This is a genomic window from Rhizobium sp. BK212, from assembly GCF_014197475.1.
GTDB classification, from domain to species: Bacteria; Pseudomonadota; Alphaproteobacteria; order Rhizobiales; family Rhizobiaceae; genus Rhizobium; species Rhizobium anhuiense.
On the sequence record NZ_JACIFS010000013.1, the window covers coordinates 153,687 to 175,299 of the forward strand.

The window sequence follows — 21,613 nt, forward strand, 5'->3', positions numbered from 1 at the left end:
GGCGATCCGCACATGACTGTTTCAAACGAAACGATGAAGCGCGCTGTGTTGGTGGGACTGATCGGCGCGGATATCCAGATGTCGAAATCCCCTGCTCTGCACGAGCGCGAAGGCCTGCTTCAGGGCCTCGACTATCGCTATGAACTCCTCGACCTTGCGGAGCGCGGCGTTCCGGCCACCGCCCTGCCTGATCTCCTTGCGGAAGAGGAAGCGCGCGGCTTTGCCGGCAGCAACATCACCCACCCCTGCAAGCAGACGGTGATTCCACATCTGACGGATATGTCCGAGGACGCGCTCATGCTGGGCGCCGTCAACACGGTCGTATTCAAGGATGGAAGACGGACCGGTCACAACACGGACTGGTACGGTTTCTATGAAAACTTTCGGCGCGGTCTTCCTGATGTTCCGCGGCATCGGGCTGTCCTTCTGGGCGCCGGCGGCGCTGGCGTCGCGGTGGCACATGCCGCGATGAAACTCGGCATCAAGCGTCTCGCGATTTTCGATCAGGATAGTGCACGCGCCAGCAAGCTGGCGGGGGATCTGAACAGCCGCTTTTCCGCAGAACGCGCCTTCGCAATCACCGATGTCGGCGAAGCGCTGCGGACCGCCGATGGGCTCATCCATGCGACACCAACGGGTATGAAGAACCATCCGGGCCTGCCGATCGAGGAAAGTTGGCTGGAGCCCCATCATTGGGTCGCCGACATCGTCTACATGCCGCTCATGACCGAGCTTCTGGCGCTTGCAACCCGCCTTGGCTGCCGCACCCTGCCCGGTGGCGGAATGACGGTGTTTCAGGCGGCCGCGGCGTTCAAGCTCTTCAGCGGTATCGAACCGGACGCCGAACGCATGAGCACCCATTTCAACGAACTGTGCCGAGCCTCCTGATCCAGGCTGGCGAAGGAAGAAAACGATGCCCCATATCGTAATCGAATATAGCGAGGGAGCCGGCAGACGTATGGACGTGCCGGCGCTGGTGAAGGCCGTTCATCGCAGCGTGCGTGAAAGCGGCGCGGTCAAGCCAAATGCCGTGCGCACTTTTGCCCGCGAGGCCACTCATTCGCTGGTTGCCGACGAGCATCCCGACAATCAGTTCGTGCAGATCATCTTGCGGATCGCGCCCGGCCGTACGCCTGACGAAAAACGGGCAATATTGCAGACGGTCTATGACGCAGCCGATGGCGTCGTACGTCCGGCACTTGACGAGGGGCGCTGCGCCCTGCGTGCCGATCTCATCCAGTCCGATCCCGATTTTGCAATCCACGAGACAACACTGCCGTGACCATTCCGGCAATTTGAAAGGAACAAGTATGAGCCTCATCTACGTCCTAAATGGCCCAAACCTCAATCTGCTCGGCAAGCGCCAGCCACATATCTATGGCCACGAGACGCTCACCGATGTCGAGGCCGATTGCCGCCGGCTCGCCTCTGAACTCGGTCACGACATCCGCTTTCACCAGAGTAACCGCGAATACGAGATCATCGACTGGATCCACGAAGCGCGTGAGGACGGCGCCGGCATCGTCATCAACCCGGCCGCCTTCACCCACACCTCCGTTGCGATTCTCGATGCACTCAATACCTTCGAACAGCCGGTCATCGAGGTGCATATCTCTAATGTCCACAAGCGCGAAGCCTTCCGCCATCACTCCTTCGTCTCGCACCGCGCCGATGGCGTGATCGCCGGTCTTGGCACCGAAGGCTATCAGCTAGCGATCCGCCGGGTGGCAAGCCTGATCATGTCGGCCGAGAAGAAGTGACGCGAAAGGGGCCGGCATGGAACGGAAAGTAAGGCTTGCGGTGCTCGGCGCAGGCCTGATCGGCAAGCGACATATCGAGCACGTACTTGCCGAGCCGCAGGCGGAACTCCTGGCCGTCGTCGATCCGATGCCGTTAGGGCAGCAGATCGCGCGGGAATCCGGCGCTAAATGGTTTCCGAGCTTCGCGGCAATGATCGAGACGGATCGTCCCGACGGCATCATCGTCGCGACGCCCAACCAAATCCATGTCACCAACGGTCTCGAAGCCGTTGCCGCCGGGGTGCCGGCGCTGATCGAAAAGCCGATTGCCGACGATGTCGCGGCCGGTGAAAAGCTGATCGGTGCGGCGGAAGCCGCCGGCGTTCCGCTTCTGGTCGGCCACCATCGCCGCCACAATCCGATGATCCAGAAGGCGAAAGAGATCATCGACAGCGGCGAGCTTGGCCACATCCTCGTCGCCAACGCGATGTTCTGGCTGTTCAAGCCGGATGACTATTTCGACATCGAATGGCGGCGCCAGGCCGGGGCCGGCCCGGTCTTCCTCAACCTGATCCACGACGTCGACAACCTGCGCTACCTCTTTGGCGACATCGTTGCCGTCCAGGCGCGCGAATCCAGTGCCGTCCGCGGCAACGCCGTCGAAGAGACCTCGGTGATCCTGATGGAATTCGCAAGCGGTCTTCTTGCCACAGCGTCCGTTTCGGACTCCGTCGTCGCACCCTGGAGCTGGGAGATGACGACGGGTGAAAACCCAGTCTACCCGAAAACGGAAGAGTCATGTTACTTGATCGGAGGGACCCGCGGGTCCCTGACTATCCCTGCGCTCGACGTGTGGAAGAACGGCATAAAACGTAGCTGGTGGGAGCCGTTCGAAAAGCGCCGCGTCGCCGTCCAGTACGAAGACCCGCTGGTGCTACAGATTCGGCAGTTCTGCAAGGTGATCCGCGATGAAGAAGCGCCGTTGGTCAGCGGGCGCGAAGGGCTGAACACACTAAAGGTCATTTTGGCCGTCAAACAATCCGCGGCAAGTGGCGAGCGCGTCGTTCTAGGATAGAGACAACCCAACGCGCCGGGTTGTTGAAGCACTATGAAGACGATCGGCGGGTTGGTGTCGGATCCGCGGAACTGCTGAGAAGGACCCTCCGGGTTGTAACTGATCGGCAGGGAAATGCTCGCCTTGAAAAGATTCGAACCGCCGACCCGTTGATACTCACCATCGAGAACAAAGCCTAGCGCGTTGGCAAAGTGTCTGGCCATTCCTGCGCGCCATGGAGGACGCGAAGAATACGAACCGCTGTTTCGGTAATTGCATACGCCGCGACGTACGGCGTGCCGTTAATTGCCAGTTCGCGGGTGCCAGCAATTCTGCCAACACGACCGCTCGCGGGAAAATCTACTAACCGACGGACGGCAGCAACGATCCGTTCGTCGACCAGTATGGCGGCTGACGGATTTTCTGCTTCTATGTATGTGAAAATGGCGTCGCGATCCGATAACGCGAACGCAGACCAGGTAAGCTTCACGATTTGCGCGCGCCCGCGTTAAGGCGGGCGGCCGCTCGACGTTCAGCGAAATGCGCCTCGACTTCATCATCTGAGATGTCCGGTCGAATATCGTTCAGCGCTTCAAGTACCTTGGTGCGAAACCAAGCGTCGTGGGCCTCGCTGCCTGAAAGAAGCTCCAGCGGCAGCGCACCTTCGTTGGCCGTTCGGGTGAGTAAGATACGAACCGCATCAGATACGGTCAGCCCCATATTTCCAAGCACTGCGGAGGCACGATCCCGAACATCGGCATCGATACGAGTTTGTACCAGTGCATTTGCAGCCATAGCGATCTCCACTTTTTGGCGAAATGATAATGCAAATGAATGACAAACGCCATGGTGCTTTTTGGACCGCCTGCTGGATGAATAAGCAGCACGACCTAAACTGAGCAACCGAACAGTCCCGGCATTGAGCTATGTTTTTAGATCAGAACCGGGACGAACGCGCATTGCCATGCTTTAGGCGCGAGGAACCGACCCGCCCAAACGAACGACTGTTCATGATGATGATCGCGTATGGGTGGAGGCGGAACTCAAGGACGTCGGTGATCAAGCTCAGATGCGCGGATTGCCTACCGCATTCCCGATAGTGCGTCCGGGGCTGCTCCGATCGCCTCGAATTATTTCACCCCACAGCCGCTTCTGGGGTGAGGTTGATGCATCGGATGGAATCTCTCCCTCCCGGCCGGATTCAGCGACAGCAATCGCATTCTTTAGTTTGGCAACATCGATTACGAACACTTCTCTATAATCTGCCACGGCTCGTCCTCCTGTGATGAGGATCGGCTCGGCCTGTCCGAGCAACCCTCGGAAGACCAGTGCAGGGCGAGCCACCTCAGCTACGAAGACGGACATACGGTCTTACTGACGAGAGACAGTTGATCGACATTCTGTAAATCCAGGTCGAAAGCGGGCTTCGTGCCCGAAGAAGCTATTTGGAAACAGAATGTGCGGATCTCATCAGGGCCTGGCTACAACAGCAGTCCACTCGCGAGAGGCCGGATACATTTACGCAGACTGCTATCGTCGCAACCTAAAGTCCTTGCAATGACAGGGCGGACCATACATTTTTTGACAGCACGTCCTGAAGCATCGCCTTTGACCTTGCCCCCAAGTTTTATCCAATTTTGAGTTCGCTCCAGCGGTTTTTGGTTTCGGTATTTGCGGCGGTAGCGGCGGGTTTCGGTGCGAAGCCATTTCGGCTGCGCAGCACCGCATCACGTCGCGGGTTGATTGTCTGAGCGAACTCGGCAGGTGTCATCCAGCCGAGTCCAGAGTGTGGTCGATGATCGTTGTACAACACGACGACAGAACACCCACGGGACCGAGGTTCGCGAGCTTATGTATCCGTGGCATCCCTGGTCCGGACGGCTCGTTCACGTGCATGATGCGGTGTCCAAAGGGACGCATATTTTCCGCTGCAGCCTTTCTGGTTCTTCTTCTGGTCGACTTCTTGAGGTCCCGTCGTGGATGTTCGACCGATCAGTGAGTGGTTGTTGGCGCAGCTTGGCGGTCCCGCACGTCGATCTCGCAAGCCTGCATACTTTGGCAAGATTGCTGAAGGACGCTGATGCGTCATCGCAATCTTCGGTAATGGGCGCAGCATTGGTCTCTCACGAAACGAGTCGGAGAGATGTTCATGCCTCGCCAGCCCATGACATGCCAGTTCGATCTGTTCTCGGCCCCGCAGCGGGGGAAGACGGCAGGGACGCCGCAATGGTCGGAGTTGCCGGAGGAGACTCGCCAAGCGTTGACGGTGCTCATCGTGCGGCTGTTCGTCGATCACGCAAAGTGCGGACATGCCTCCCAACAGAAGGAGGCCGGTCATGATGCATGAGAAGATCGGGCCGCATCATCTGGAGCGGAAGGCCATCCTCTATGTTCGGCAGTCCTCGGCTCACCAGGTTCTGCACAATCGAGAGAGCAGCGCCCTCCAGTACGCCATGCGCGACCGTCTGGCAGCGCTTGGATGGTCACAGATAGAGACGGTGGATGACGACCTTGGTCGTTCGGCCGCCGGCGGCGTGACCCGCGCTGGATTTGATCGGATGGTGGCGGAAGTCTGCCTTGGCAAGGTTGGCGCCGTGGCCGCGCGTGAGGTATCGCGGTTCGCCCGGAACAGCCGCGATTGGCAGCAACTCATCGAGATGTGCCGCGTTGTCGATACCGTCCTGGTCGACCAGGAAGCAATTTATGCGCCCCGCCAGGGCAACGACCGCCTGCTCCTGGGTTTGAAGGGCAGCCTCAACGAGTATGAACTCGATCTCTTGCGTCAGCGTTCCCTTTCCGCCCGCTATGAGAAGGCTCGCCGCGGTGAACTCGTCGTCACTGTTCCGGCCGGCTTCGTAAAGGCCGGTGATAGGATCGAGAAGGATCCAGACCGACGCATCCAGGAAGCCATCGCACTCGTCTTCAACAAGGTCACCGAACTCGGGAGTGCCCGGCAGGCCTTGCTATGGTTCCTTGAGCAGGGGTTGGACCTGCCCGTCAGGTGCGCCAACGGTGACGTCATCTGGCGCAGGCCAAATTATGCCACCATCCACCGGATGATTGCGAACCCGATCTACGGCGGCGCTTATGCTTATGGTAAGAGTCGTTCCGTACCGGGATACGATGGCCGATCTGGAATTCGCCGCAAGGCGCGTGATGAATGGCTTGCCCTGATCCCGGACGCGCACGAAGGTTACATCAGTTGGGAACGGGCGGAGGAGATCCGCAAGATGGTCAGCGACAATGTACCGGCCAGTCGCCATCATGGAGCGCCGAAGCATGGCGACGCTCTGCTTGCCGGCCTGTTCCGCTGCAAAAGGTGCGGCCGGAAGCTGACGGTTCGTTACACAGGAGGCAACCATAACATCCCGCGCTATTCCTGTTGGCGTGGTCTACTCGATAGTGGCGAACCACGTTGCATCGCCTTCGGCGGTCTGCGGGTCGATGATGCGATCGAGGAGGCGCTGCTCGGCGTGGTCGAACCGGGAGCCATCGCGGCCGCCGTTGAGGCGGAACGCAATATGGCCAGCCAACGCGATCAGGTTCAGGATGCCCTGCTGCGCGACCTCGAGGCAGCACGCTATGTAGCCGACCGGGCATTCCGGCAATATGACGCGGCCGATCCGGAAAACAGACTTGTAACGTCGGAGCTGGAGGCGCGCTGGAACAAGGCGCTGACTGGCGTCGGCGAGATCGAGGCCAAGATTGCCAAACATCGGACAGTTACGCCGCAGCCGTTCCCTATGTCCGCATCACAGGTAACCGCACTTGCGGGAAACCTTCGCACCGTCTGGACGGCGCCGACAACCGATGCAAGACTGAAGAAGCGCATCGTGCGCACGCTCATCAATGAAGTGGTCGCCGATCTCGATGATGGAACCTCTGAGATCGTCCTCGTCATTCATTGGGTTGGAGGCGTCCACACCGAGCTGCGCCTGCCGAAGCGACGCCGTGGCCAAAGAAACGCGACCCCTGACGACATTGTCGACGCTGTGAGACAGCTCATCTTGATCGCCAATGACGACGTGATTGCCGGTGTCCTCAATCGCAACGGATTGACGACCGGCAATGGCAATCGCTGGACACGGGAGCGGGTCACCGCGCTGAGGTCATATCGCAAGATTCCGGTCTTCCGTCCGCAGATCGACGGGGTCGAGCCATGGCTTAATCTGGGCGGTGCGGCGAAGTTACTCGGGATAACGCCAAAGACGCTGCGTCTGGCGGCCGAGGCTGGCGATATTGAGGGGTTCATCCGCTACCCGATGGCCCATGGATCTTCAGCCGTTCCAAACTCGCGACCCCACAAGCACGTCAGATCCTCGATCGTGCCCGGAAGAACCCTCGCCACCCCGCGGGATCGCCTCCAGATCAGGAAAGCCTATTCCCTTCAATGACATAGAAAGATGGGTGTTATGAAACAGGATTGTATTCTCTGCGCCAGTTTGAAAGCGCTGATCGAGCATGGGTCAGTGACGAGAAGAGAGTTTCATTCAGGAACTCGTCTCGCAGCCGCCCATTGAAGCTTTCGATGAAGGCGTTCTGGATCGGTTTGCCCGGTGCGATGTAGTGCCATTCCACCTTGGTCAGATCCGTCCATTGCAGGATCGCGTTGCTGGTGAACTCACTGCCATTGTCGCTGACGATCATCTTCAGGAGCCTTGAAGGCCGCTTCGGCCTCTTTCCTCTCTAGACGGCTGCTGGGGCTCCCGGCTTTCCAGATGGCAATTGTGGTAGAGCTAGTCCTTAAGCTGATCGCCATGATGCAACAGTTCGCTTTCGGCGAAATCAATCGTGTCCCCGCGCCTTAGGGGATCAAAGAAGACGTTTAGCCCGCAAGTCGGCCGCGAAGGTGATGAGCGGCATCACGAGAGTCAGCGGCTTGTCCTTCAGCGGTTCGGCGCCATAGGAAGCGTACCAGTTGGCGGCGCGCTCGCCTTTGGCATCGATGATCAATAGAAGTCCCCCGCCCTCTCCTGCAAGTCGTAGGCAGCGGAGCGCTGCGGCGGCTAGGAGCTGGCCTCCCAGTCCCTGTCCGGAAACCGCTTGGTCGGTAGCCAATCGCGCGAGCTTGAAGCCCGGCACATCATGGCGGGCAAGACCGCGTGTCATTGCATCAGGCACAGTTGCGTGCTCGACTGCCGAAGGCGCGATTGTATAGAACCCAAGAATGCGGTCGCGCACTGCGTCGTCGATAGCACAGAAGGTCTTCGAGGCATTCTGCTCATGGCTTTGTCGGGCAAAGCGGAGCAGGAACTCGTTCATCTGAGCGTCGCCGCAATCGAAGGCCGCCCGACCGTGAGACTTGGCGATCGGTTCCTCATGCCATGCAGGTAAAGTCATAGGCTGTCCGGCAAACCGGCAATCGCCGCGCGCAGCTTGGCGTTGGGTTTGGGCGGATTTTCCAGAAGCTCAAGAATGCGAAGATGATCGCGCTCTGACACTTTGATCGTTTCGGCTTCTTCGATCACAGCTTCTGCTTCTCGCAGTGCGGATTGGGTTACGAAATTCGTCAGATCGGTATTACGAAGTGCCGCAGCGCGCACGAGCTTAGCCTTGGCCGTGGCAGGCACCCTCAAACTCATACGCTCACTGTTCTCGTTCGCTATACTCGGCATGTCAGCCTCCATCTCTCAATGAAATATAGGCGAAACTCCTCTCGGCGTCAATGGTGTGCGCCTTCAAGGCGTACACGGCGGATGGGAGCAGTTCTATATCTTCTTGGCTTGCCTCAGGGCTTGCAGAACGTTGGGATCACCTGTCAGCTGTTCAGCGATTTTCAGACCATCGCGAACGCCCTCAGGAGCAACGGGCGTCCGATTTCGCCCGTTGACGCCCAGTACGGACGCAAAGTCTGCAGATAGTCCGAGCTGTCGGCGGCCCTGAAGTAGATCAGGCTCCATGTGAGATGCTGCTTGGCAACGCCATTCTTCGTGTCGCCAGGTTGGATCAGTCTGTTCGCAGCACGGCGACTGCGACAGTCACACTCGATGGCATTGAGCTTGATTGCGAAGATTGCAGGTGGCTCGCTCTCAAATACGGAGACCGTCTAGAAGTTCGCGAGTAACGACATCCCACTGTCATATCTGAGGTTGGCACTCCCGGCGGACGACGCGTAGAGTGTGGTGGCGAAGGAGCTTACCAACGTCGACGATCCGATGGACAGCATAGCAAGGAAATAAAACGCTGAACGCAAACGACGGGTTGCTCGCCTGCAGTATGCGCTGGCAGGCGAGTGACGTGCCCCCGTCAAATTAGGCCACTTGGAACTGGAATTTTTCACTTAAGATCCCTGTTGGGCAGAAGAGGAGAATTCGATGAAGGCCTCGAAGTTTTCGGAAGCGCAGATCGCCTTTGTTGTGAAGCAGGCAGAGGACGGGACGCCGATCGGTGAGGTCTGCCGCAAGGCAGGAATTTCGGACGCGACCTTCTACAATTGGCGCAAAAAATATGCCGGTCTGATGCCGTCAGAGATGAAGCGATTGCGGCAGCTCGAGGAGGAGAACGCCAAGCTGAAGCGGATTGTTGCCGACCTGTCGCTGGACAAGGCGATGCTTCAGGACGTGCTGTCAAAAAAGCTCTGAAGCCTGCCCGCAAGCGCAAGCTTGTCGACACGATCAAGTCCGGCGCGCATGTTCGGTGCTGAAGATTGACCGGTCGCTTTATGTCTACAAGTCCACGCGCGGCGAGCAGGCCGAGTTGAAGCTGAAGATCAAAGACATCTGCCAGACACGGGTGCGTTACGGTTATCGTCGCGTTCATGTCCTGCTCAAGCGCGACGGGTGGCCCGTCAATCCGAAGCGAATCTATCGTCTTTACAAGGAGATGGACCTGCAACTCCGCAACAAGGTTCCCAAGCGTCGGGTCAAGGCGAAGCTGCGAGCCGACCGGACGGAGCCGACCCATTCCAATCACGTCTGGGCGATGGATTTTCCTTTTGCCGACGACGATGTTGGCAGGCGCATAGGCGATTGCCGTGGTCTTGCCGGTCGGGCCGTGCTCGACCGTGGTCGTGCTAGTCACCCCGTCGATCGTCGTGCTGGTGATGCCCTTGTCGCCGGCGCCGTTGTAGAAACGGGTGTAAGTCACCGTCGCATTGTCATTCTCGGCCTTGGTCAGCATGCCGGCATTGTGCGACTGGCCGGTGGCAGCCGGTTCGTCATAGGTGTTCTGAGCCAGCAGCGTTGCCACCGTCGCACCCGGTTCCGTCACCTCCTTGCGGATCACCCGGCTGAGGCCGTAGGGCCGAAAATACGAGGACCTTTTCGCCGACGTGTGTTTAGAACTAACTTCCGCTAAACAGTCGGTACCGGAATTTTATTCCGGCACCTTCGACGATTTGCGCAAATTGGGCATAAAAGGCTTGGGCCTGCTCGCTCAGCTGATATTTGCCTACAATGTCTATTAAAACGGCCCTGTCTTTTGCGTTCGGGTATGTTTCTAAGATCTCACCGCTCTCAACAAAGCTCAAATAGGTATTGAGCTTTTCCTGCAGTAGGAAAAGGTGCTTACGGCCGTTTTCCGTCCAATCAAGGTGATCAGTAATCGTCAGGACTACCTCACCTGTGGAGTTATCAATCCCGATAGCATCAACTACATTCGTTTGATCAACAGACATTTCACTACCTCGTTTTACGGCCTATTAATATCGACTGTTGTGGGAGGTATTTGTGTGCCTCCAGGAAATCCTGGTTTCCCCCTGCCAACAACCACTGCACCTGACTGCTGCATTTCAGGGAAAGCCGCCGCTTGATTCTTAGTCAATGGTGCTGTTGCAGACGCTTTGCATTTCTGTGCAAGCAATATTCCCGTTTGCGTCACGCCCCATCAAGTCGATACGTGTTCTGCAAGAAAGGATACGCTGTCGGCTTTACCGCAATGATGCGGTTCTTGATGGAACGCCTTCCCAAAGAAGAACGATACATCGATGGCGTTCGGCGGATGGTGCCGCACTTTCCTGAGACCGCAATTCGCGAAGTTATCGCGAACGCACTCATCCAACAGGATTTCATGGCGACCGGTGTTGGTCCCGTGGTCGAAATCTACGACAATCGCATCGAAGTCACCAACCCCCGGCAATTCCCTGATCAGCGCCGACCGCATCCTCGATGAGCGCCGCGCAAGAAACGAGAAGCTCGCTGCAACTATGCGTTCGTTCGGACTCTGCGAAGAGCGCGGAAGGGGTCTCGACAAGTCCCTAATTGAAATCGAAGCGCAGCATCTGCCCGCTCCCGACTTTATCTCGTCAGAAAATTCGATGCGTGTCGTTCTATTCGCACCGAAAAGCTTCGCTCAGATGTCAAAGGCCGAAAAGCTGCGAGCTTGCTTCTTCCATTGTGTCCTTCGCTGGCTCACCCACGACTACATGAGTAACGCCACACTTCGTGAGCGTTTTTCACTCCCGCCGGAGGAATATCAGGCCGTTTCGGCAATCATCGCTGAATCGATCAAATTCGATCGCATTGCGCCCGCAGATCCCGATCAAGGTAGGCGCAACGCGCGGTGCGTTCCATATTGGGCCGCCTAAAATCTATTGACCACAGCGACGCCTTGAAAGTATTCGAACCGTAGACCAGCCACTCGCGATAGCTACATGCTTGGCAAGCAATCGTTCTTCTATTCGCTGGCCGGAGAAGTTCCCGTCGATACATTATGCGATTTTCCTGGCCTAAAACGTGAACGCTATGGAAACAAGCCAGTCGCTGGCCGAAGCGCTCGCCATGCCAGCGACTAAGGACATCCCGGCCGACGTGGATATCGAATGACTGCCAGAACTGTTCCTCGGACTCTGGAAATAGCTCGTCGGCGAACGCTGGCGTGCTCAACCCGAAGATCGTTTCATATCGGACGGCATCCAGCGGTCTGGACTGGCTCCACGCGGCGCCATTCAACGAAGTTCGGCATTCAGAATAAGCTCCGACAGCGCCTTCTTCAGATCGCCGGGCAGCCCCTCCTTGCCGAAAACCTCAGACGGATCGCGACCGGCAAGAAGCTGATCCAAAAGTTCTTTCTCTATAGCAATGTCATGATTCTCTCCTTTCCATCATCATGACCTCACGCACAGACTTCCTGACAGTCCCGGATCAGCAGCCTTCGACGTACAGCATCACTGTCATCAATTATCAGTCTGTTGACGAATAGATTTTGTTGAGAAACAGCCGGAAGTTGATTAAGCTAGGAAGCTTCAAGTGGAGGGGAGTCACATGCGGGCTAGAGCCAAAGCAATTCCTTCAGTCTTCTTGATCCTACTGTCCCTTGTACTCGCACCGGTGTCCTCCGCCGACGCCCAGTCGGCGCATGACAAGATCAAGCCGAGCTTGGTCGCGATCCAAGCAATTGGACGGAAGTCGGATAATACGACGGTGTTGTCAAAGTCGACGGGATTTGTTGTGTCGTCCGACGGGCTAGTTCTAACCGTCTATAGTCTTCTGACTGGACTGGGGGACGTCAATCCAGAGACGATAGATATCCTCGCTGACATAGGCAGCAACAATCCCAGTCCCACATTGCGAGCGGGTATTGTGGATTTCTCTCAGAATATGAACCTGTTGCTCTTAAAGGTCTATTCCAGCGGTCCGCCCCACCCAAGCGTCGAATTTGGTAAGTCTACCTCGATTGCTCAAGATGCCACGGTATTATCGTCCGGCTATTCAGACGAGAACGGATATCGCACGCATTCAGGAGAGGTGAGCGACCGCGACAACAACAGCGTTCACCTCTGGACGACAACTTTGCCGTTCGAAAGAGGTGAATTTGGGGGTCCAGTATACACGGACGACGGCAAAGTCATAGGCTTGGCCCGTGGCCAATTTTCGCCAGGAGGCGGCGACCAGTTCCTTATTCCTATTGAATTTGCCGATCCGCTAATGGCGGCTACACGAGTCAACGCGCTTCAGCAAAGCATAAGTAAAGTGACCTCTGAGCTGACAGATCCCGAGCACGGGCCAGAACAATTGGCAATCCGGATAAAAACAATCCAAAATACGATAGAAAGCCTGCAGAGGTATATGACTTTGCAAGGAAAGATCGAACAGCTGGAAAGTGGGATGGAGTCGGTCAGGATTTATTATGAAAAGGCTTTGTCAGGCGAGCCTTTTCCCACCCAGATCCGGGTTAAGGTAACGCCCGTCGGTCACCAGAAGGATGGCGGGATCAAGTTGTTCGAAACGCTGCCGGAAAAAACTTACACGCCCAAGCAAGGTAATTCAGCAGACACAGGCTACTTCGATCTGGAGAAGGCGATATCGATCATCGACTTTTACAAAGAGGCCAATGACAACATCGCCCATGTTTCGCTCCAAGTTGATTTTATCATTTCCTTGTCTGACGGGACTCAATTGCCCTCGAAGAAAATGACTTTGGAGAGGTAAGTGGCCATGTCGCCTAGACTAGCAACCTGGAAGCAAGTTAGCAGCCCCTTGATCTGGGCACTATGCGCCTTTCTCGCCGCTGCTATTCCGCATCCAGCACAAGCTGGCATGCCGACTGCGGCGCTACCTATCGAACTCGACATCAGGGCTTATTACCTCGAATTCGCCCCAGACAGTCGAAATCTTGTGTTGGTTGGCGGCCCCGTAGACAGCGTCGTGATCTATGATCTGGCCACGAGAAGCATCCGGTTTTCAAGGCAGATCCAACACAACGTGTTAGACACCACATTCTCAGCCAGCGGTGAATATGTGTTCCTCATAGGAGAGGACAGTGCAGCGGGCAACACGGCCTTGTCGCGTGTCTCGTTGGACGACGGCGACGTGCGCACTGTAGTGTTCGATAGGCGTCTCGACGGACCATCCGTTGCGATGGGACCGGACAATAAACTGTTTGTCGCGAGCTATTCTACTGAAAGGTTGACGCATGTTCCTGTAGAAGTATTTGACGTTGGTGCAAATGGTAGCGACAATAGGTTCAACTTCGACGAGGGCAGCAACGAAGTCATTCTCAAAGGTGGGACGGTGGCCGGGATCGAAGCAGTACCCGGCGAGCAGATTGCATTCGTTTCGCATGCATTCGAGCGTACAGTGTCTGCGATCGATCTCATAACGGGCGGGTGGATTGGTAGGCTCAACATGGGAACGCAGGTTGCCGATGAAATCCAGACGCCTCTTCATCTCGTAGCCACCTTGCGGAATGGAAGAATATCCGAGCAACCCAATTCAATTGTCATAGGCGATTCACGCGATGGCCGGCTGCTAATCGCAGATTTGAACGAGGAATTTTCCAGCTTCGATATTATTCAGGTAGTCGATCTTAGGCCGCTACGCATATCGAGTTCCACGTTCGGAAAATCCCCGTTGCTTGTGGCCGCTGACACTGAGCAGGACGTGATCCTGGTGGGAAGTCAAAATAGCACGGAGGTTTTCGTTTACAGCCGATCGACCCGAAGTGTCGAGGTGCAGAACGCGCTGAAATTGCCGTTTCGCCCCAGTGCACTTGACGTTTCGCCGCGAGGTGATATCGCCGCGTTTTTAGACGCACGAAGCGGCAGGCTCGTCATCTATGACGACCCTGCTGGACGAAGCATTGAACGTCCCGTTGATGCGGCAACAGAGCGTATCAAGGAGGTGCAGCGTCAGCTTTCCGAACTGGGCTATCCTGTTGGACTCGTCGACGGCATGGACGGAGTACAGACTAGAACGGCGATCGCACTTTTCCAGAGGCAGCAAGGTCTGAAGGTCACCGGCACGGTTGATGACGCGGTGCTCGCTGCTCTCCGCGAGGTGGCAGCTCTCGAAAGCGGGAAGAAAGCGACGCCCGAAGTTAGCAAGGAGTTTGTCGTCGTTCAAACAGTAATCAACCCTGTCGTGCAGCCTAAGAACGTGAGCGACGCCATCGGCTTCTGTGCCGGAGACGAGAGATGCAGCTCACTCGCGGACGGCGCCGCTACGTTTCTCGGGTTGCCCTCCGGCACAGTCGCGGCGGCTCTTGCGGCGGTCCCCAAGGTAGACCGCAATGGCGAGGAGGGGCATCTAAGCATTGCCCTACCATCTGGCTATGAGTACTGCCGATCTCGAATCCAACCGAAATCGGTTGTCCCCGCCACTGGCGATAGAGCCTCAGTAATGAGCGCAAGAAGCACGAAGGATGGCGTCGGCATCTACACTTGGACCCCCCGCGCAAGCATTGGAGGAGGGAGAAGCTGGGTCGAGGCCGATTTCACAATTTATGGCGTCCGCGAGGATGTTGCTGAACAGTATCGGGCTAACGGTACATGCCGGGAACCCGGCGCGACACTAATTAGCTGCAGAGGCGCTAAAGGCACGAACAAGGGCCAGCCCGCTTGCGGAAATACAAGCGACTGAGGGATCTACGCGCGCGCTCATTGGTCGTTGTCTCGTCTGCTGGTATTGCATGCTTCGTGGGGCGCGTGCCCCACTCAGCCAATGGGGCTTTGGTGCTGTTCATCCTATACCGTAGGTTCGGCCCGATTCTGATATTTCTTATCCTTACGGAGACCCGATACTGGCTAGTTGGGGTCTGCAGAGCCTATAACCAAGCCGTCAATTTCGTGTTGAGTTGGTCAACTTTGCTGCGCAGCGCTCATTTCCATCAAAAGCTTTTCAACTTTCGCTTCCTAATCCACACGCGCGACACAGCGAGCCCCGTCGGTCGCTAGTTCCGGTATCAGGCCGCCGGCGCTGTCGATCTTCCCAGCGCGCCCAACAAGGCCTGGAAATGCCCTAAAGTATGGAAGAAGCCAAATCGTTCCGGAAGCGTCCGGATAGAAGGTGATCGCCAGGAAAGTTCCGTGTGATCTCCGAAAGCGTCTCGATCCGGCGGCACCGTATGTTGGACAACGGTAAGTCCAGGGGCGACATTGACAGACATTCTCGATGTAGACGAACTCTAGAGCCCCGTCCTGCGTCCCAATGGCCCGCATTCACTGTCCAGGGGGTTCCGCGAGCCTACCACCTTGATAGTTTGTGAGCCGTCGGCAGCGCTACCCATCACGGCAAAGGCTTGAGTGCCGCAACGTGCACTATAAAGCTTCGCCGTGCCGCGAAACTCCCCTCCTTGGTTCACCCCCTTAAACAGCACCGGATCGTCAGCGACAGCCGCCTCGATTGCCTTCCTCGGGCGATAATAGGTGAATGAACGCGCGCCACTCGCATTATCGGCAACGAGGCCTATGATCGAGCAATTGTGCCGCCAGAGGCTGGAGAAATCGTTGCGACGAGCTCTTGAATGAAACGCTCTTCTCGTCATTGACCCACGCTCGATCAGAGCTTTCAAACTGGCGCAGCGATTACAATCCTATTTCATAACGCCCATCTTTCTATGTCGCTGAAGGGAATAAGCTTTCCTGATTTGGAGGCGATCCTGTGGGGTATCGCGGGTTCTTTCGGGCGCGATCAATGCCATCTTCCCCCGCTGCGGGGCCGAGAACAGATCGAACTGGCATGTCATGGGCTGGCGAGGCATGAACATCTCTCCGACTCGTTTCGTGAGAGACCAATGCTGCGCCCATTACCGAAGATTGCGATTAGGCATCAGCGTCCTTCAGCAATCTTGCCAAAGTATGCAGACTTGCGAGATCGACGTGCGGGACCGCCAGGCTGCGCCAAGAACCACTCACCGATCGGTCGAACATCCATGACGGGACCTCAAGAAGTCGACCAGAAGAAGAACCAGAAAGGCTGCAGCGGAAAATATGCGTCCCTCTGGACACCGCCTCATGCACGTAAACGAGCCGCCCGGACCAAGGATGCCACGGATACAAGAGCTCGCGAACCTCGGTCCCGTGGGTGTTCTGTCGTCGTGTTGTACAACGATCATCGACCGCACTCCGGCCTTGGCTGGCTGATGCCCGCCGAGTTCGCTCAGACCATCAATCCGCGACGTGATGCGGTGCTGCGCAGCCGAAATGGCTCCGCACCGCAACCCGCCGCTACCAACCCAAATACAGCAACCAAAAACCGCTGGAGCGAACTCAAAGCTGGATAAAACTTGGGGGCAAGGTCAGCGAGGCTGGCATTGATTGTCCCGGCTTAGATAGTTGGACAGCCGGGGATCATTAACCCAATTCACGCCGTGATATTGGTTTTATTGCGTGCCGATGTACGCGTGGTGCCCTGTCAAGCGACCAACCTTGAGTGGGAATACCCAGCGAAGACTTTGCGCCCGCGGACACCTAGAGTTGCTCGGGGCAGTATGTTGCCCGGCCCGAAATACTTGAGGCTCGGGGCGGCAGTAGAAGCTTCCTGCGCACTGGAATGGTGCGCGGCTTTCGAGAAGAAAGTCATCGCGCCAGCCGCCAGTAATGTCGCCATCCTCAGAACGAACCGCATTACGAATCCTCCGAACTAGTTCGGCGCCGGCGGGCCAGCGACAGGCATGAGTTGGCCCGTGAGAGCTTCAAGCGCTGCTCTGTTGGCACACAGGCTTTCGCTGCTCTCCAGGTAGGAAACGGTCACGCCATACACGAGATTGCCGCGCGCATAGCTGATGACTACCTCGTTTTGCCCGGGCTTTGCCAATGCCGCGGCTAAGGAAAGCAATCCCGGAATGGCCGGCCTTGCTTAGTGGGCCGCCGATCGGCGCCGCGACGTCACCTGCGCCCGGCGCACCTTCAATCGAACCGAGCACGGGGAGGCTGAAAGATACGCCACCGTTAGGCGGCGCCGCGTCGATCGGCCGACTCCTCTCCCTCGCGAGGTAGTCGGAGAAAAAGGGATCGTTCCAGCCGGGATCAGAAAGCTCCTGGGCGAGGGTTGGCATAACTGCGCCAACCATCATAAGCGTCCAAAAACAACCCGCCTGCGACCTTACGGCCGTTAAGGATCATTACGTCTAATCCACTTTTAGACTGTCTGGTTCGAACACCGATTACCGGCACTCGACCTTCCAGCGGATCTTGCAATCGGCAAAGCTGGGCGTTGCGTCCCGAATGATCTGGATAGGAGCACTCCAACCACTGCTTGAAGCTTCCTCTCCCGTAGCTGCGCCGGCTTGGCTCCATTCGCTACAACCTTGCGTGTTGCCGGAGCAGAGGCCTGTCGGTGTTGCGCTAACGCAGATTCGACACTCTTTCGGGATTGCTGCGATGCGCTGTTCGATCGCCTCAAGCCGCAACGGGATAAGTAGCGGATCGGCAAGATCGATTGGAACGAAGAAGCTGAAGTTGGATGCACCGCTGAGCTGTCCCTTCACGACGCCAACGACCTCGCCGGTATCGAGATAGATCGGGCTGCCGCTCTGGCCGCCGAGAAACTCCATGTCGGTGCCCCACAGGGTCCCGCCTGGCCCCTGCTTTGATCGAAGCGCGCCGTCACTTTGCCAAAGCTCTAGATTTTCGGGGAAACCGGAGGTGAGAAGGCGCGTCCCAAGCTGCAAGGAGCGCGACGAGCCGAGGCGCACGGGTTTGTACGTCTCCTGTCCCTGGCTGATCTTCAGGAGCAGGAGATCGAGTTCTGGAAGGGCCGAAACGACAGCGGCGCTTTCGACGAAGTCGGCGGGATTCGTGCCCTGACGTCCTACGCGGGCGGTGATCTTGACCGTCTCGTGAACGATGTCGCCGAGGCCGCTGATGAGATGATAGACGGTCAGCACCTGGCCGCCCGCGGTGACGAGAAATCCGGTCGCCTTGCCTTCTTTCGGGTTCCCCAGATTGTCCATTGCCTCGATGCGGAGATGGACGAGGCTTGGCGCCATGTCGCTGTGCGCATCGGCTCGCACGGGGCGCGGGGCGGCGATCAGAACGACCCCGGCAAGCAGGAATCCAACAAGGAACTGTCCTCTGCAAAACGTCAGCCGCACCGCCGCCTCCCTGAAAATGAGCCTTCTGCCTATGGCATGCCGTAGAAATATTGTACGCCCTTAATGTCGAGCTCGCTCAACTCACCATCATTGTTCCACTCGGGAGAGCAGTAATTCATGATCGAATTCGGATCATAGGGAGTGAGTAGCACGTCGCCGTTCGAACCTTGATGACGAACCGCACACTCGCCCGGTGCATCTGGTCTGTTCTGTTCATGCGCGAAACCGATGGCATGCCCGAACTCATGAACAGCCACCGAACGAATGCAAAACTCCCTGCTCTCTTGGCAGCCGGTGCTCCAATTGGCGAAGTCGAAATTGAGGACCATCCCGTTCTTCTTGCCGTTGAGGAATTTGCCGAGCGCCTTCACATGCGCGCCGCTGTCCTCGATGAGGATGCGGATGCCAAGCGTCGAGGCCTGGCAGGTCTGCCATCCCATAAATTTGAGCGTAGAGCTCTTCTCCCAGCTGTTGAGCACCGCATCACGCACCCATTCGCGGCCTTCCAGGTTTTCAGGCGTCGGGTTCTCCCAGCACACAAAGACGACGTTGAATGGCCACTTGGCAGCGGCAAGGGGGAAAAGCCGATCGACAATGATCGCCTGCTCTTTCGCAGTGAGGTTGAAAATCGTGTTGACGCTGGCGTTTTCAAGGGCCGGAGCGTTATCGGTTACTTCCGGCACAATTACTTGGCTGCCCGTGGGGATCGACCCCTGTCTAAGCGCTTCCAAAGTGCCTTGCTCTGAGCCAAGGGTGGTGCTTGTGAAGCAAGTGACTGAACAGGAAGCAATTATCGCAAACATACTTAGACGGCGAACCATATTCCCCTCCTCGAGAACGTACTTCGTTGACGCTCAGACGTCTATAACTCCAGCCTCACTAATTAAGAACTATTACAATTAGAAATTATCATAGTTTGTTCTGCTTGGCCACAGTACAATTAGACCACGAAAAGAATGAGAGCTTGTTCACCACCTTAGGGGATAAAATTGCGTTGCCTGTCGAGCTAATCAAAGGGCGCCGGAGGAAGACAAATGACCGCTTTATTTCGCGCGGGCATCAGTAAGCTTTCTGGCCGACGCTTCACGCAAGGGGCGGCGGCGCTGCTGCCTGCTAGCCTGCTTCCTACAAATGCTCTGCTCGCGAAGGAGGAAACTAGCGTCATCACTGACGTGCATTGTCATGTATTTAACGCCCATGACCTTCCCGCCTGAGGCTTTGTCCAACGCGTCGTTTTCGGGGATGCTGAGCGTTCTGTGATTCCGGATGAAGTTCCAGAAGTAGATAGAGCACTGGCGCCATGGATCGGCGCTGTTCTTGTGCGCCAGCTTCTCACCGGCACCGCGCCGAGTGCCGAAGTGGAACTTCGCACGATCGAGGCTCTGGCACTGGAGTCGAAAGTGCCCAAGTGTGGAGCCCGACGTAGCTACTCTTACCGAGGCCCTCCGGGCAACGATGTCCGAGAGTTTTTCTCAATCCTTCGAAAACATGCGCGCATTTGAGCGCGAAGTCAGCGGCTCGAGCGAGCTACATACTTTATGCGTCGGCTCGCGCAGGAAGCCGGACAATCGGAGGATGGGCTTTTGTCGCCGGAGATGGACGCCGACCCTTATACCAATATGGCTCAGAGTCTCCTTTCTGGCGGCGGAAAGATATCACGCCATTTCCGCTGGGCAGCCCTTTTCAATAGCCCACGCCGCAGATCGTCACGGAAATCGAACGGCTTTACGGCGGCCCGAACCGCGTCATGTTACTCACCCCGGCACTCATCGATTTTTCACGGTGGCTGGACGAAGAGCCCCGCTCTAACCTGGAGAGCCAAATTCGGGGGGCGGATTCAGCGCCTCGAGCGTCCATCGATTGTTCGTAAGGGCGAATTTCTGGGAATCCTGTTGGGCATAAAACTGGCTCAAAAAAAGTTATGCAATCATCAAGCAGGCGATCTAAGCGCGTGGGTTTTTGCGTCGTCAGTCATCATCTTTCTCGAACCTTCCGCGAAATCGGTTCTGTCGAGCTATCGCTACTTCTTCGACGGCGTCATGGGCTCGCAGCATTGCGATGGCCTCCGACGCTGACCAGGTTTTGGGAAGCATCCCTTCGTAAGTGGCGGAAACGCTCCCATCGTCAGAAAGCTTTGCCGCGGTCTTCTCCAGGGCATCGACGGGAACCTGGAGAACATGCGCAAGATCAAGCGCCTTTTCCGGCTTTAACTTAATTTTTAATCGAACGATGCCAAAGGATGACTCCCCAAATTGGTACCGATCGAGCGCAAATAACATTGCGACCGAAATGCCGCATCCGATCAATCCCAAAACGATATGGTCCGCTCCAATGGCGAGCCCCGTAACGATAGCGAGAAAGACCATCGTGAATTCACGGGTGTCTTTCACGACGGTTCGAAAGCGAATCAATCCAAGCATCCCCACCAACGCAAACGCTAAAGCCTGCCCGGCCTTATATGCCTCATCAGCGATTACACCTGCAAGGATCGCGCAGAGAAACGAAGTGAGGACACATGAATGGACGAACGACGTCGAGTAAGCATTGGCTCTGTTAAGTAACGCGTATGATCGCCCTACGATGATCCCAGCAAGAAGTGAAGCTACGATCCTGCAGACCCATATACCCTCAGTCATTCTTGTTCCCCTTCTGCAATGCAACAAGTTTTTTGCGACGGAAAACCAAAGTTGTTGCAATTGTATTTTTACATATATGCTACCTGAAATAATCGATACCTACAACATCAATTTGATACAGTCATGATAAGCGACATTGTTCGTGTCGCTATAATGGTTACTGTGGATTATACGCTGTCCACGGATCGCTAAACGCTTTCCGTATAAGGACAAACTCGAAAGTTCGAACGCTCACTCTGCTAAATCTGTGAGGGATTCATGTTCAAGGTCTTATGCAGTGCGGTCATTTGCTTGTCGGAAGCGGGCAGTTCATACGCAACCGAATGCAAAATGGCGTTGTGAACCGCACCGGGTTTGCCGGAGGCCGTTTGGTTTAAGTTATGCAGCCATGGCTGGTTCGTCCAGCATGGCGTAGTACTGCTCCTCGGCTTCGG

At 56.6% G+C, this 21,613-nt stretch carries 20 protein-coding genes and 8 pseudogenes; 15 read left to right on the forward strand and 13 right to left on the reverse strand.

All coding sequences use genetic code 11. The annotated features are described in order from the left end of the window. Positions 1 to 12 precede the first annotated feature (12 nt). Genes FHT79_RS29880 through FHT79_RS29895 form a run of 4 tightly spaced genes read left to right on the forward strand, consistent with a single transcriptional unit; the run spans position 13 to position 2,814 of the window. Positions 13 to 888 (forward strand): shikimate dehydrogenase, encoded by an 876-nt coding sequence (locus FHT79_RS29880; protein ID WP_165932291.1) that lies wholly within the window; start codon positions 13 to 15, stop codon positions 886 to 888. A gap of 25 nt (positions 889 to 913) precedes the next feature. Further along, entirely contained in the window at positions 914 to 1,282 is a 369-nt protein-coding gene (locus FHT79_RS29885; RefSeq protein ID WP_097631590.1) for a 5-carboxymethyl-2-hydroxymuconate Delta-isomerase, read from the forward strand. 28 nt (positions 1,283 to 1,310) lie between these two features. Next, positions 1,311 to 1,760, forward strand: coding sequence for a type II 3-dehydroquinate dehydratase (gene aroQ / locus FHT79_RS29890; RefSeq protein ID WP_097596145.1), 450 nt, complete (start codon positions 1,311 to 1,313; stop codon positions 1,758 to 1,760). 16 nt (positions 1,761 to 1,776) lie between these two features. Then, positions 1,777 to 2,814, forward strand: coding sequence for a Gfo/Idh/MocA family oxidoreductase (locus FHT79_RS29895; protein WP_097622646.1), 1,038 nt, complete (start codon positions 1,777 to 1,779; stop codon positions 2,812 to 2,814). Positions 2,815 to 2,989: 175 nt separating this feature from the next. Here the strand turns inward: FHT79_RS29895 and FHT79_RS29900 are convergent, their stop codons facing one another. The 4 genes and pseudogenes from FHT79_RS29900 to FHT79_RS29910 all read right to left on the reverse strand — a co-directional run. Continuing rightward, positions 2,990 to 3,283 (reverse strand): type II toxin-antitoxin system RelE/ParE family toxin, encoded by a 294-nt coding sequence (locus FHT79_RS29900; protein WP_097631589.1) that lies wholly within the window; start codon positions 3,281 to 3,283, stop codon positions 2,990 to 2,992. Beyond that, entirely contained in the window at positions 3,280 to 3,588 is a 309-nt protein-coding gene (locus FHT79_RS29905) for a type II toxin-antitoxin system RelB/DinJ family antitoxin (protein ID WP_097631588.1), read from the reverse strand. Before FHT79_RS29905 ends, FHT79_RS29900 begins: the two co-directional genes overlap by 4 nt. 384 nt (positions 3,589 to 3,972) lie before the next feature. After that, a pseudogene (locus FHT79_RS32310) lies at positions 3,973 to 4,158 on the reverse strand (IS110 family transposase); the annotation flags it as partial. Between the two features lie 262 nt (positions 4,159 to 4,420). Further along, positions 4,421 to 4,600 (reverse strand): annotated as a pseudogene (locus FHT79_RS29910) (IS3 family transposase); the annotation flags it as partial. A 342-nt stretch (positions 4,601 to 4,942) separates the two neighbouring features. Between FHT79_RS29910 and FHT79_RS29915 the strand changes: the two are divergent. Both FHT79_RS29915 and FHT79_RS29920 read left to right on the forward strand, forming a co-directional pair. Next, the gene (locus FHT79_RS29915) at positions 4,943 to 5,140 is read left to right on the forward strand and encodes a hypothetical protein (protein WP_065283532.1); all 198 of its coding nucleotides are present in this window, start codon (positions 4,943 to 4,945) and stop codon (positions 5,138 to 5,140) included. Next, positions 5,130 to 7,187, forward strand: coding sequence for a recombinase family protein (locus FHT79_RS29920; RefSeq protein ID WP_246714078.1), 2,058 nt, complete (start codon positions 5,130 to 5,132; stop codon positions 7,185 to 7,187). The genes FHT79_RS29915 and FHT79_RS29920 overlap by 11 nt, the downstream gene beginning before the upstream one ends. Positions 7,188 to 7,215: 28 nt before the next feature. On the opposite strand, the pseudogene FHT79_RS29925 reads toward FHT79_RS29920, so the two are convergent. From FHT79_RS29925 to FHT79_RS29935, 3 genes and pseudogenes are all read right to left on the reverse strand, one after another. Further along, positions 7,216 to 7,440, reverse strand: a pseudogene (locus FHT79_RS29925) (integrase core domain-containing protein); the annotation flags it as partial. Positions 7,441 to 7,605: 165 nt separating this feature from the next. Then, positions 7,606 to 8,133 (reverse strand): GNAT family N-acetyltransferase, encoded by a 528-nt coding sequence (locus FHT79_RS29930; protein ID WP_132576138.1) that lies wholly within the window; start codon positions 8,131 to 8,133, stop codon positions 7,606 to 7,608. After that, complete coding sequence (locus tag FHT79_RS29935) at positions 8,130 to 8,408, reverse strand: DUF1778 domain-containing protein (protein WP_097596198.1); 279 nt, start codon at positions 8,406 to 8,408, stop codon at positions 8,130 to 8,132. The genes FHT79_RS29930 and FHT79_RS29935 overlap by 4 nt, the downstream gene beginning before the upstream one ends. A 251-nt stretch (positions 8,409 to 8,659) precedes the next feature. On the opposite strand from FHT79_RS29935, the pseudogene FHT79_RS32315 reads away from it, so the two are divergent. Both FHT79_RS32315 and FHT79_RS32320 read left to right on the forward strand, forming a co-directional pair. Continuing rightward, positions 8,660 to 8,857: pseudogene (locus FHT79_RS32315) on the forward strand (hypothetical protein); the annotation flags it as partial. A 250-nt stretch (positions 8,858 to 9,107) separates the two neighbouring features. Continuing rightward, a pseudogene (locus FHT79_RS32320) lies at positions 9,108 to 9,723 on the forward strand (transposase); the annotation flags it as partial. A 352-nt stretch (positions 9,724 to 10,075) separates the two neighbouring features. On the opposite strand, the gene FHT79_RS29945 reads toward FHT79_RS32320, so the two are convergent. Continuing rightward, the gene (locus FHT79_RS29945) at positions 10,076 to 10,408 is read right to left on the reverse strand and encodes a DUF6572 domain-containing protein (RefSeq protein ID WP_127429971.1); all 333 of its coding nucleotides are present in this window, start codon (positions 10,406 to 10,408) and stop codon (positions 10,076 to 10,078) included. Between the two features lie 272 nt (positions 10,409 to 10,680). Between FHT79_RS29945 and FHT79_RS32325 the strand changes: the two genes are divergently transcribed. Next, on the forward strand, positions 10,681 to 10,902 hold the full coding sequence (locus FHT79_RS32325) for a hypothetical protein (RefSeq protein ID WP_244604749.1): 222 nt from the start codon (positions 10,681 to 10,683) through the stop codon (positions 10,900 to 10,902). A gap of 34 nt (positions 10,903 to 10,936) precedes the next feature. After that, the gene (locus tag FHT79_RS32330; RefSeq protein ID WP_244604748.1) at positions 10,937 to 11,317 is read left to right on the forward strand and encodes an ATP-binding protein; all 381 of its coding nucleotides are present in this window, start codon (positions 10,937 to 10,939) and stop codon (positions 11,315 to 11,317) included. A gap of 297 nt (positions 11,318 to 11,614) precedes the next feature. Here the strand turns inward: FHT79_RS32330 and FHT79_RS32535 are convergent. Further along, positions 11,615 to 11,812: pseudogene (locus FHT79_RS32535) on the reverse strand (hypothetical protein); the annotation flags it as partial. A 181-nt stretch (positions 11,813 to 11,993) separates the two neighbouring features. Here FHT79_RS32535 and FHT79_RS29960 point away from each other — a divergent pair. From FHT79_RS29960 to FHT79_RS29975, 4 genes and pseudogenes are all read left to right on the forward strand, one after another. Beyond that, positions 11,994 to 13,160 carry a serine protease gene (locus tag FHT79_RS29960; RefSeq protein WP_183904612.1) on the forward strand — a complete coding sequence of 389 codons (1,167 nt, stop codon included), beginning with the start codon at positions 11,994 to 11,996 and terminating at the stop codon, positions 13,158 to 13,160. Between the two features lie 108 nt (positions 13,161 to 13,268). Continuing rightward, the gene (locus tag FHT79_RS29965; RefSeq protein ID WP_183904613.1) at positions 13,269 to 15,089 is read left to right on the forward strand and encodes a peptidoglycan-binding protein; all 1,821 of its coding nucleotides are present in this window, start codon (positions 13,269 to 13,271) and stop codon (positions 15,087 to 15,089) included. An 861-nt stretch (positions 15,090 to 15,950) separates the two neighbouring features. Next, a pseudogene (locus tag FHT79_RS29970) lies at positions 15,951 to 16,040 on the forward strand (integrase core domain-containing protein); the annotation flags it as partial. 511 nt (positions 16,041 to 16,551) lie between these two features. Continuing rightward, positions 16,552 to 16,731: pseudogene (locus tag FHT79_RS29975) on the forward strand (IS3 family transposase); the annotation flags it as partial. Between the two features lie 882 nt (positions 16,732 to 17,613). On the opposite strand, the gene FHT79_RS29980 reads toward FHT79_RS29975, so the two are convergent. Both FHT79_RS29980 and FHT79_RS29985 read right to left on the reverse strand, forming a co-directional pair. Then, on the reverse strand, positions 17,614 to 18,543 hold the full coding sequence (locus tag FHT79_RS29980; RefSeq protein ID WP_183904614.1) for a serine protease: 930 nt from the start codon (positions 18,541 to 18,543) through the stop codon (positions 17,614 to 17,616). Positions 18,544 to 18,572: 29 nt separating this feature from the next. After that, a complete protein-coding gene (locus FHT79_RS29985) occupies positions 18,573 to 19,364 on the reverse strand; it encodes a M57 family metalloprotease (RefSeq protein ID WP_246714079.1) in 792 nt (263 codons plus the stop codon). A 213-nt stretch (positions 19,365 to 19,577) separates the two neighbouring features. Here FHT79_RS29985 and FHT79_RS29990 point away from each other — a divergent pair, with 213 nt between their 5' ends. Further along, complete coding sequence (locus tag FHT79_RS29990) at positions 19,578 to 19,757, forward strand: hypothetical protein (RefSeq protein WP_183904615.1); 180 nt, start codon at positions 19,578 to 19,580, stop codon at positions 19,755 to 19,757. Between the two features lie 753 nt (positions 19,758 to 20,510). Here the strand turns inward: FHT79_RS29990 and FHT79_RS29995 are convergent. Both FHT79_RS29995 and FHT79_RS31975 read right to left on the reverse strand, forming a co-directional pair. Beyond that, the gene (locus tag FHT79_RS29995) at positions 20,511 to 21,179 is read right to left on the reverse strand and encodes a DUF4956 domain-containing protein (RefSeq protein ID WP_183904616.1); all 669 of its coding nucleotides are present in this window, start codon (positions 21,177 to 21,179) and stop codon (positions 20,511 to 20,513) included. A gap of 239 nt (positions 21,180 to 21,418) precedes the next feature. Continuing rightward, a partial coding sequence (locus FHT79_RS31975; protein ID WP_210304869.1) for a hypothetical protein occupies positions 21,419 to 21,613 on the reverse strand: 195 nt, incomplete at its 5' end.

Coding starts and splice junctions, on each gene's coding strand:
- FHT79_RS29905 (WP_097631588.1), bottom strand. CDS start 3,588: ATGGCTGCAAATGCACTGGTACAAACTCGTATCGATGCCGATGTTCGG.
- FHT79_RS29920 (WP_246714078.1), top strand. CDS start 5,130: ATGATGCATGAGAAGATCGGGCCGCATCATCTGGAGCGGAAGGCCATC.
- FHT79_RS32330 (WP_244604748.1), top strand. CDS start 10,937: ATGCGTTCGTTCGGACTCTGCGAAGAGCGCGGAAGGGGTCTCGACAAG.
- FHT79_RS29885 (WP_097631590.1), top strand. CDS start 914: ATGCCCCATATCGTAATCGAATATAGCGAGGGAGCCGGCAGACGTATG.
- FHT79_RS29945 (WP_127429971.1), bottom strand. CDS start 10,408: ATGTCTGTTGATCAAACGAATGTAGTTGATGCTATCGGGATTGATAAC.
- FHT79_RS29985 (WP_246714079.1), bottom strand. CDS start 19,364: ATGGTTCGCCGTCTAAGTATGTTTGCGATAATTGCTTCCTGTTCAGTC.
- FHT79_RS29965 (WP_183904613.1), top strand. CDS start 13,269: ATGCCGACTGCGGCGCTACCTATCGAACTCGACATCAGGGCTTATTAC.
- aroQ (WP_097596145.1), top strand. CDS start 1,311: ATGAGCCTCATCTACGTCCTAAATGGCCCAAACCTCAATCTGCTCGGC.
- FHT79_RS29895 (WP_097622646.1), top strand. CDS start 1,777: ATGGAACGGAAAGTAAGGCTTGCGGTGCTCGGCGCAGGCCTGATCGGC.
- FHT79_RS29935 (WP_097596198.1), bottom strand. CDS start 8,408: ATGCCGAGTATAGCGAACGAGAACAGTGAGCGTATGAGTTTGAGGGTG.
- FHT79_RS29960 (WP_183904612.1), top strand. CDS start 11,994: ATGCGGGCTAGAGCCAAAGCAATTCCTTCAGTCTTCTTGATCCTACTG.
- FHT79_RS29880 (WP_165932291.1), top strand. CDS start 13: ATGACTGTTTCAAACGAAACGATGAAGCGCGCTGTGTTGGTGGGACTG.
- FHT79_RS29990 (WP_183904615.1), top strand. CDS start 19,578: ATGACCGCTTTATTTCGCGCGGGCATCAGTAAGCTTTCTGGCCGACGC.
- FHT79_RS29930 (WP_132576138.1), bottom strand. CDS start 8,133: ATGACTTTACCTGCATGGCATGAGGAACCGATCGCCAAGTCTCACGGT.
- FHT79_RS29995 (WP_183904616.1), bottom strand. CDS start 21,179: ATGACTGAGGGTATATGGGTCTGCAGGATCGTAGCTTCACTTCTTGCT.
- FHT79_RS29915 (WP_065283532.1), top strand. CDS start 4,943: ATGCCTCGCCAGCCCATGACATGCCAGTTCGATCTGTTCTCGGCCCCG.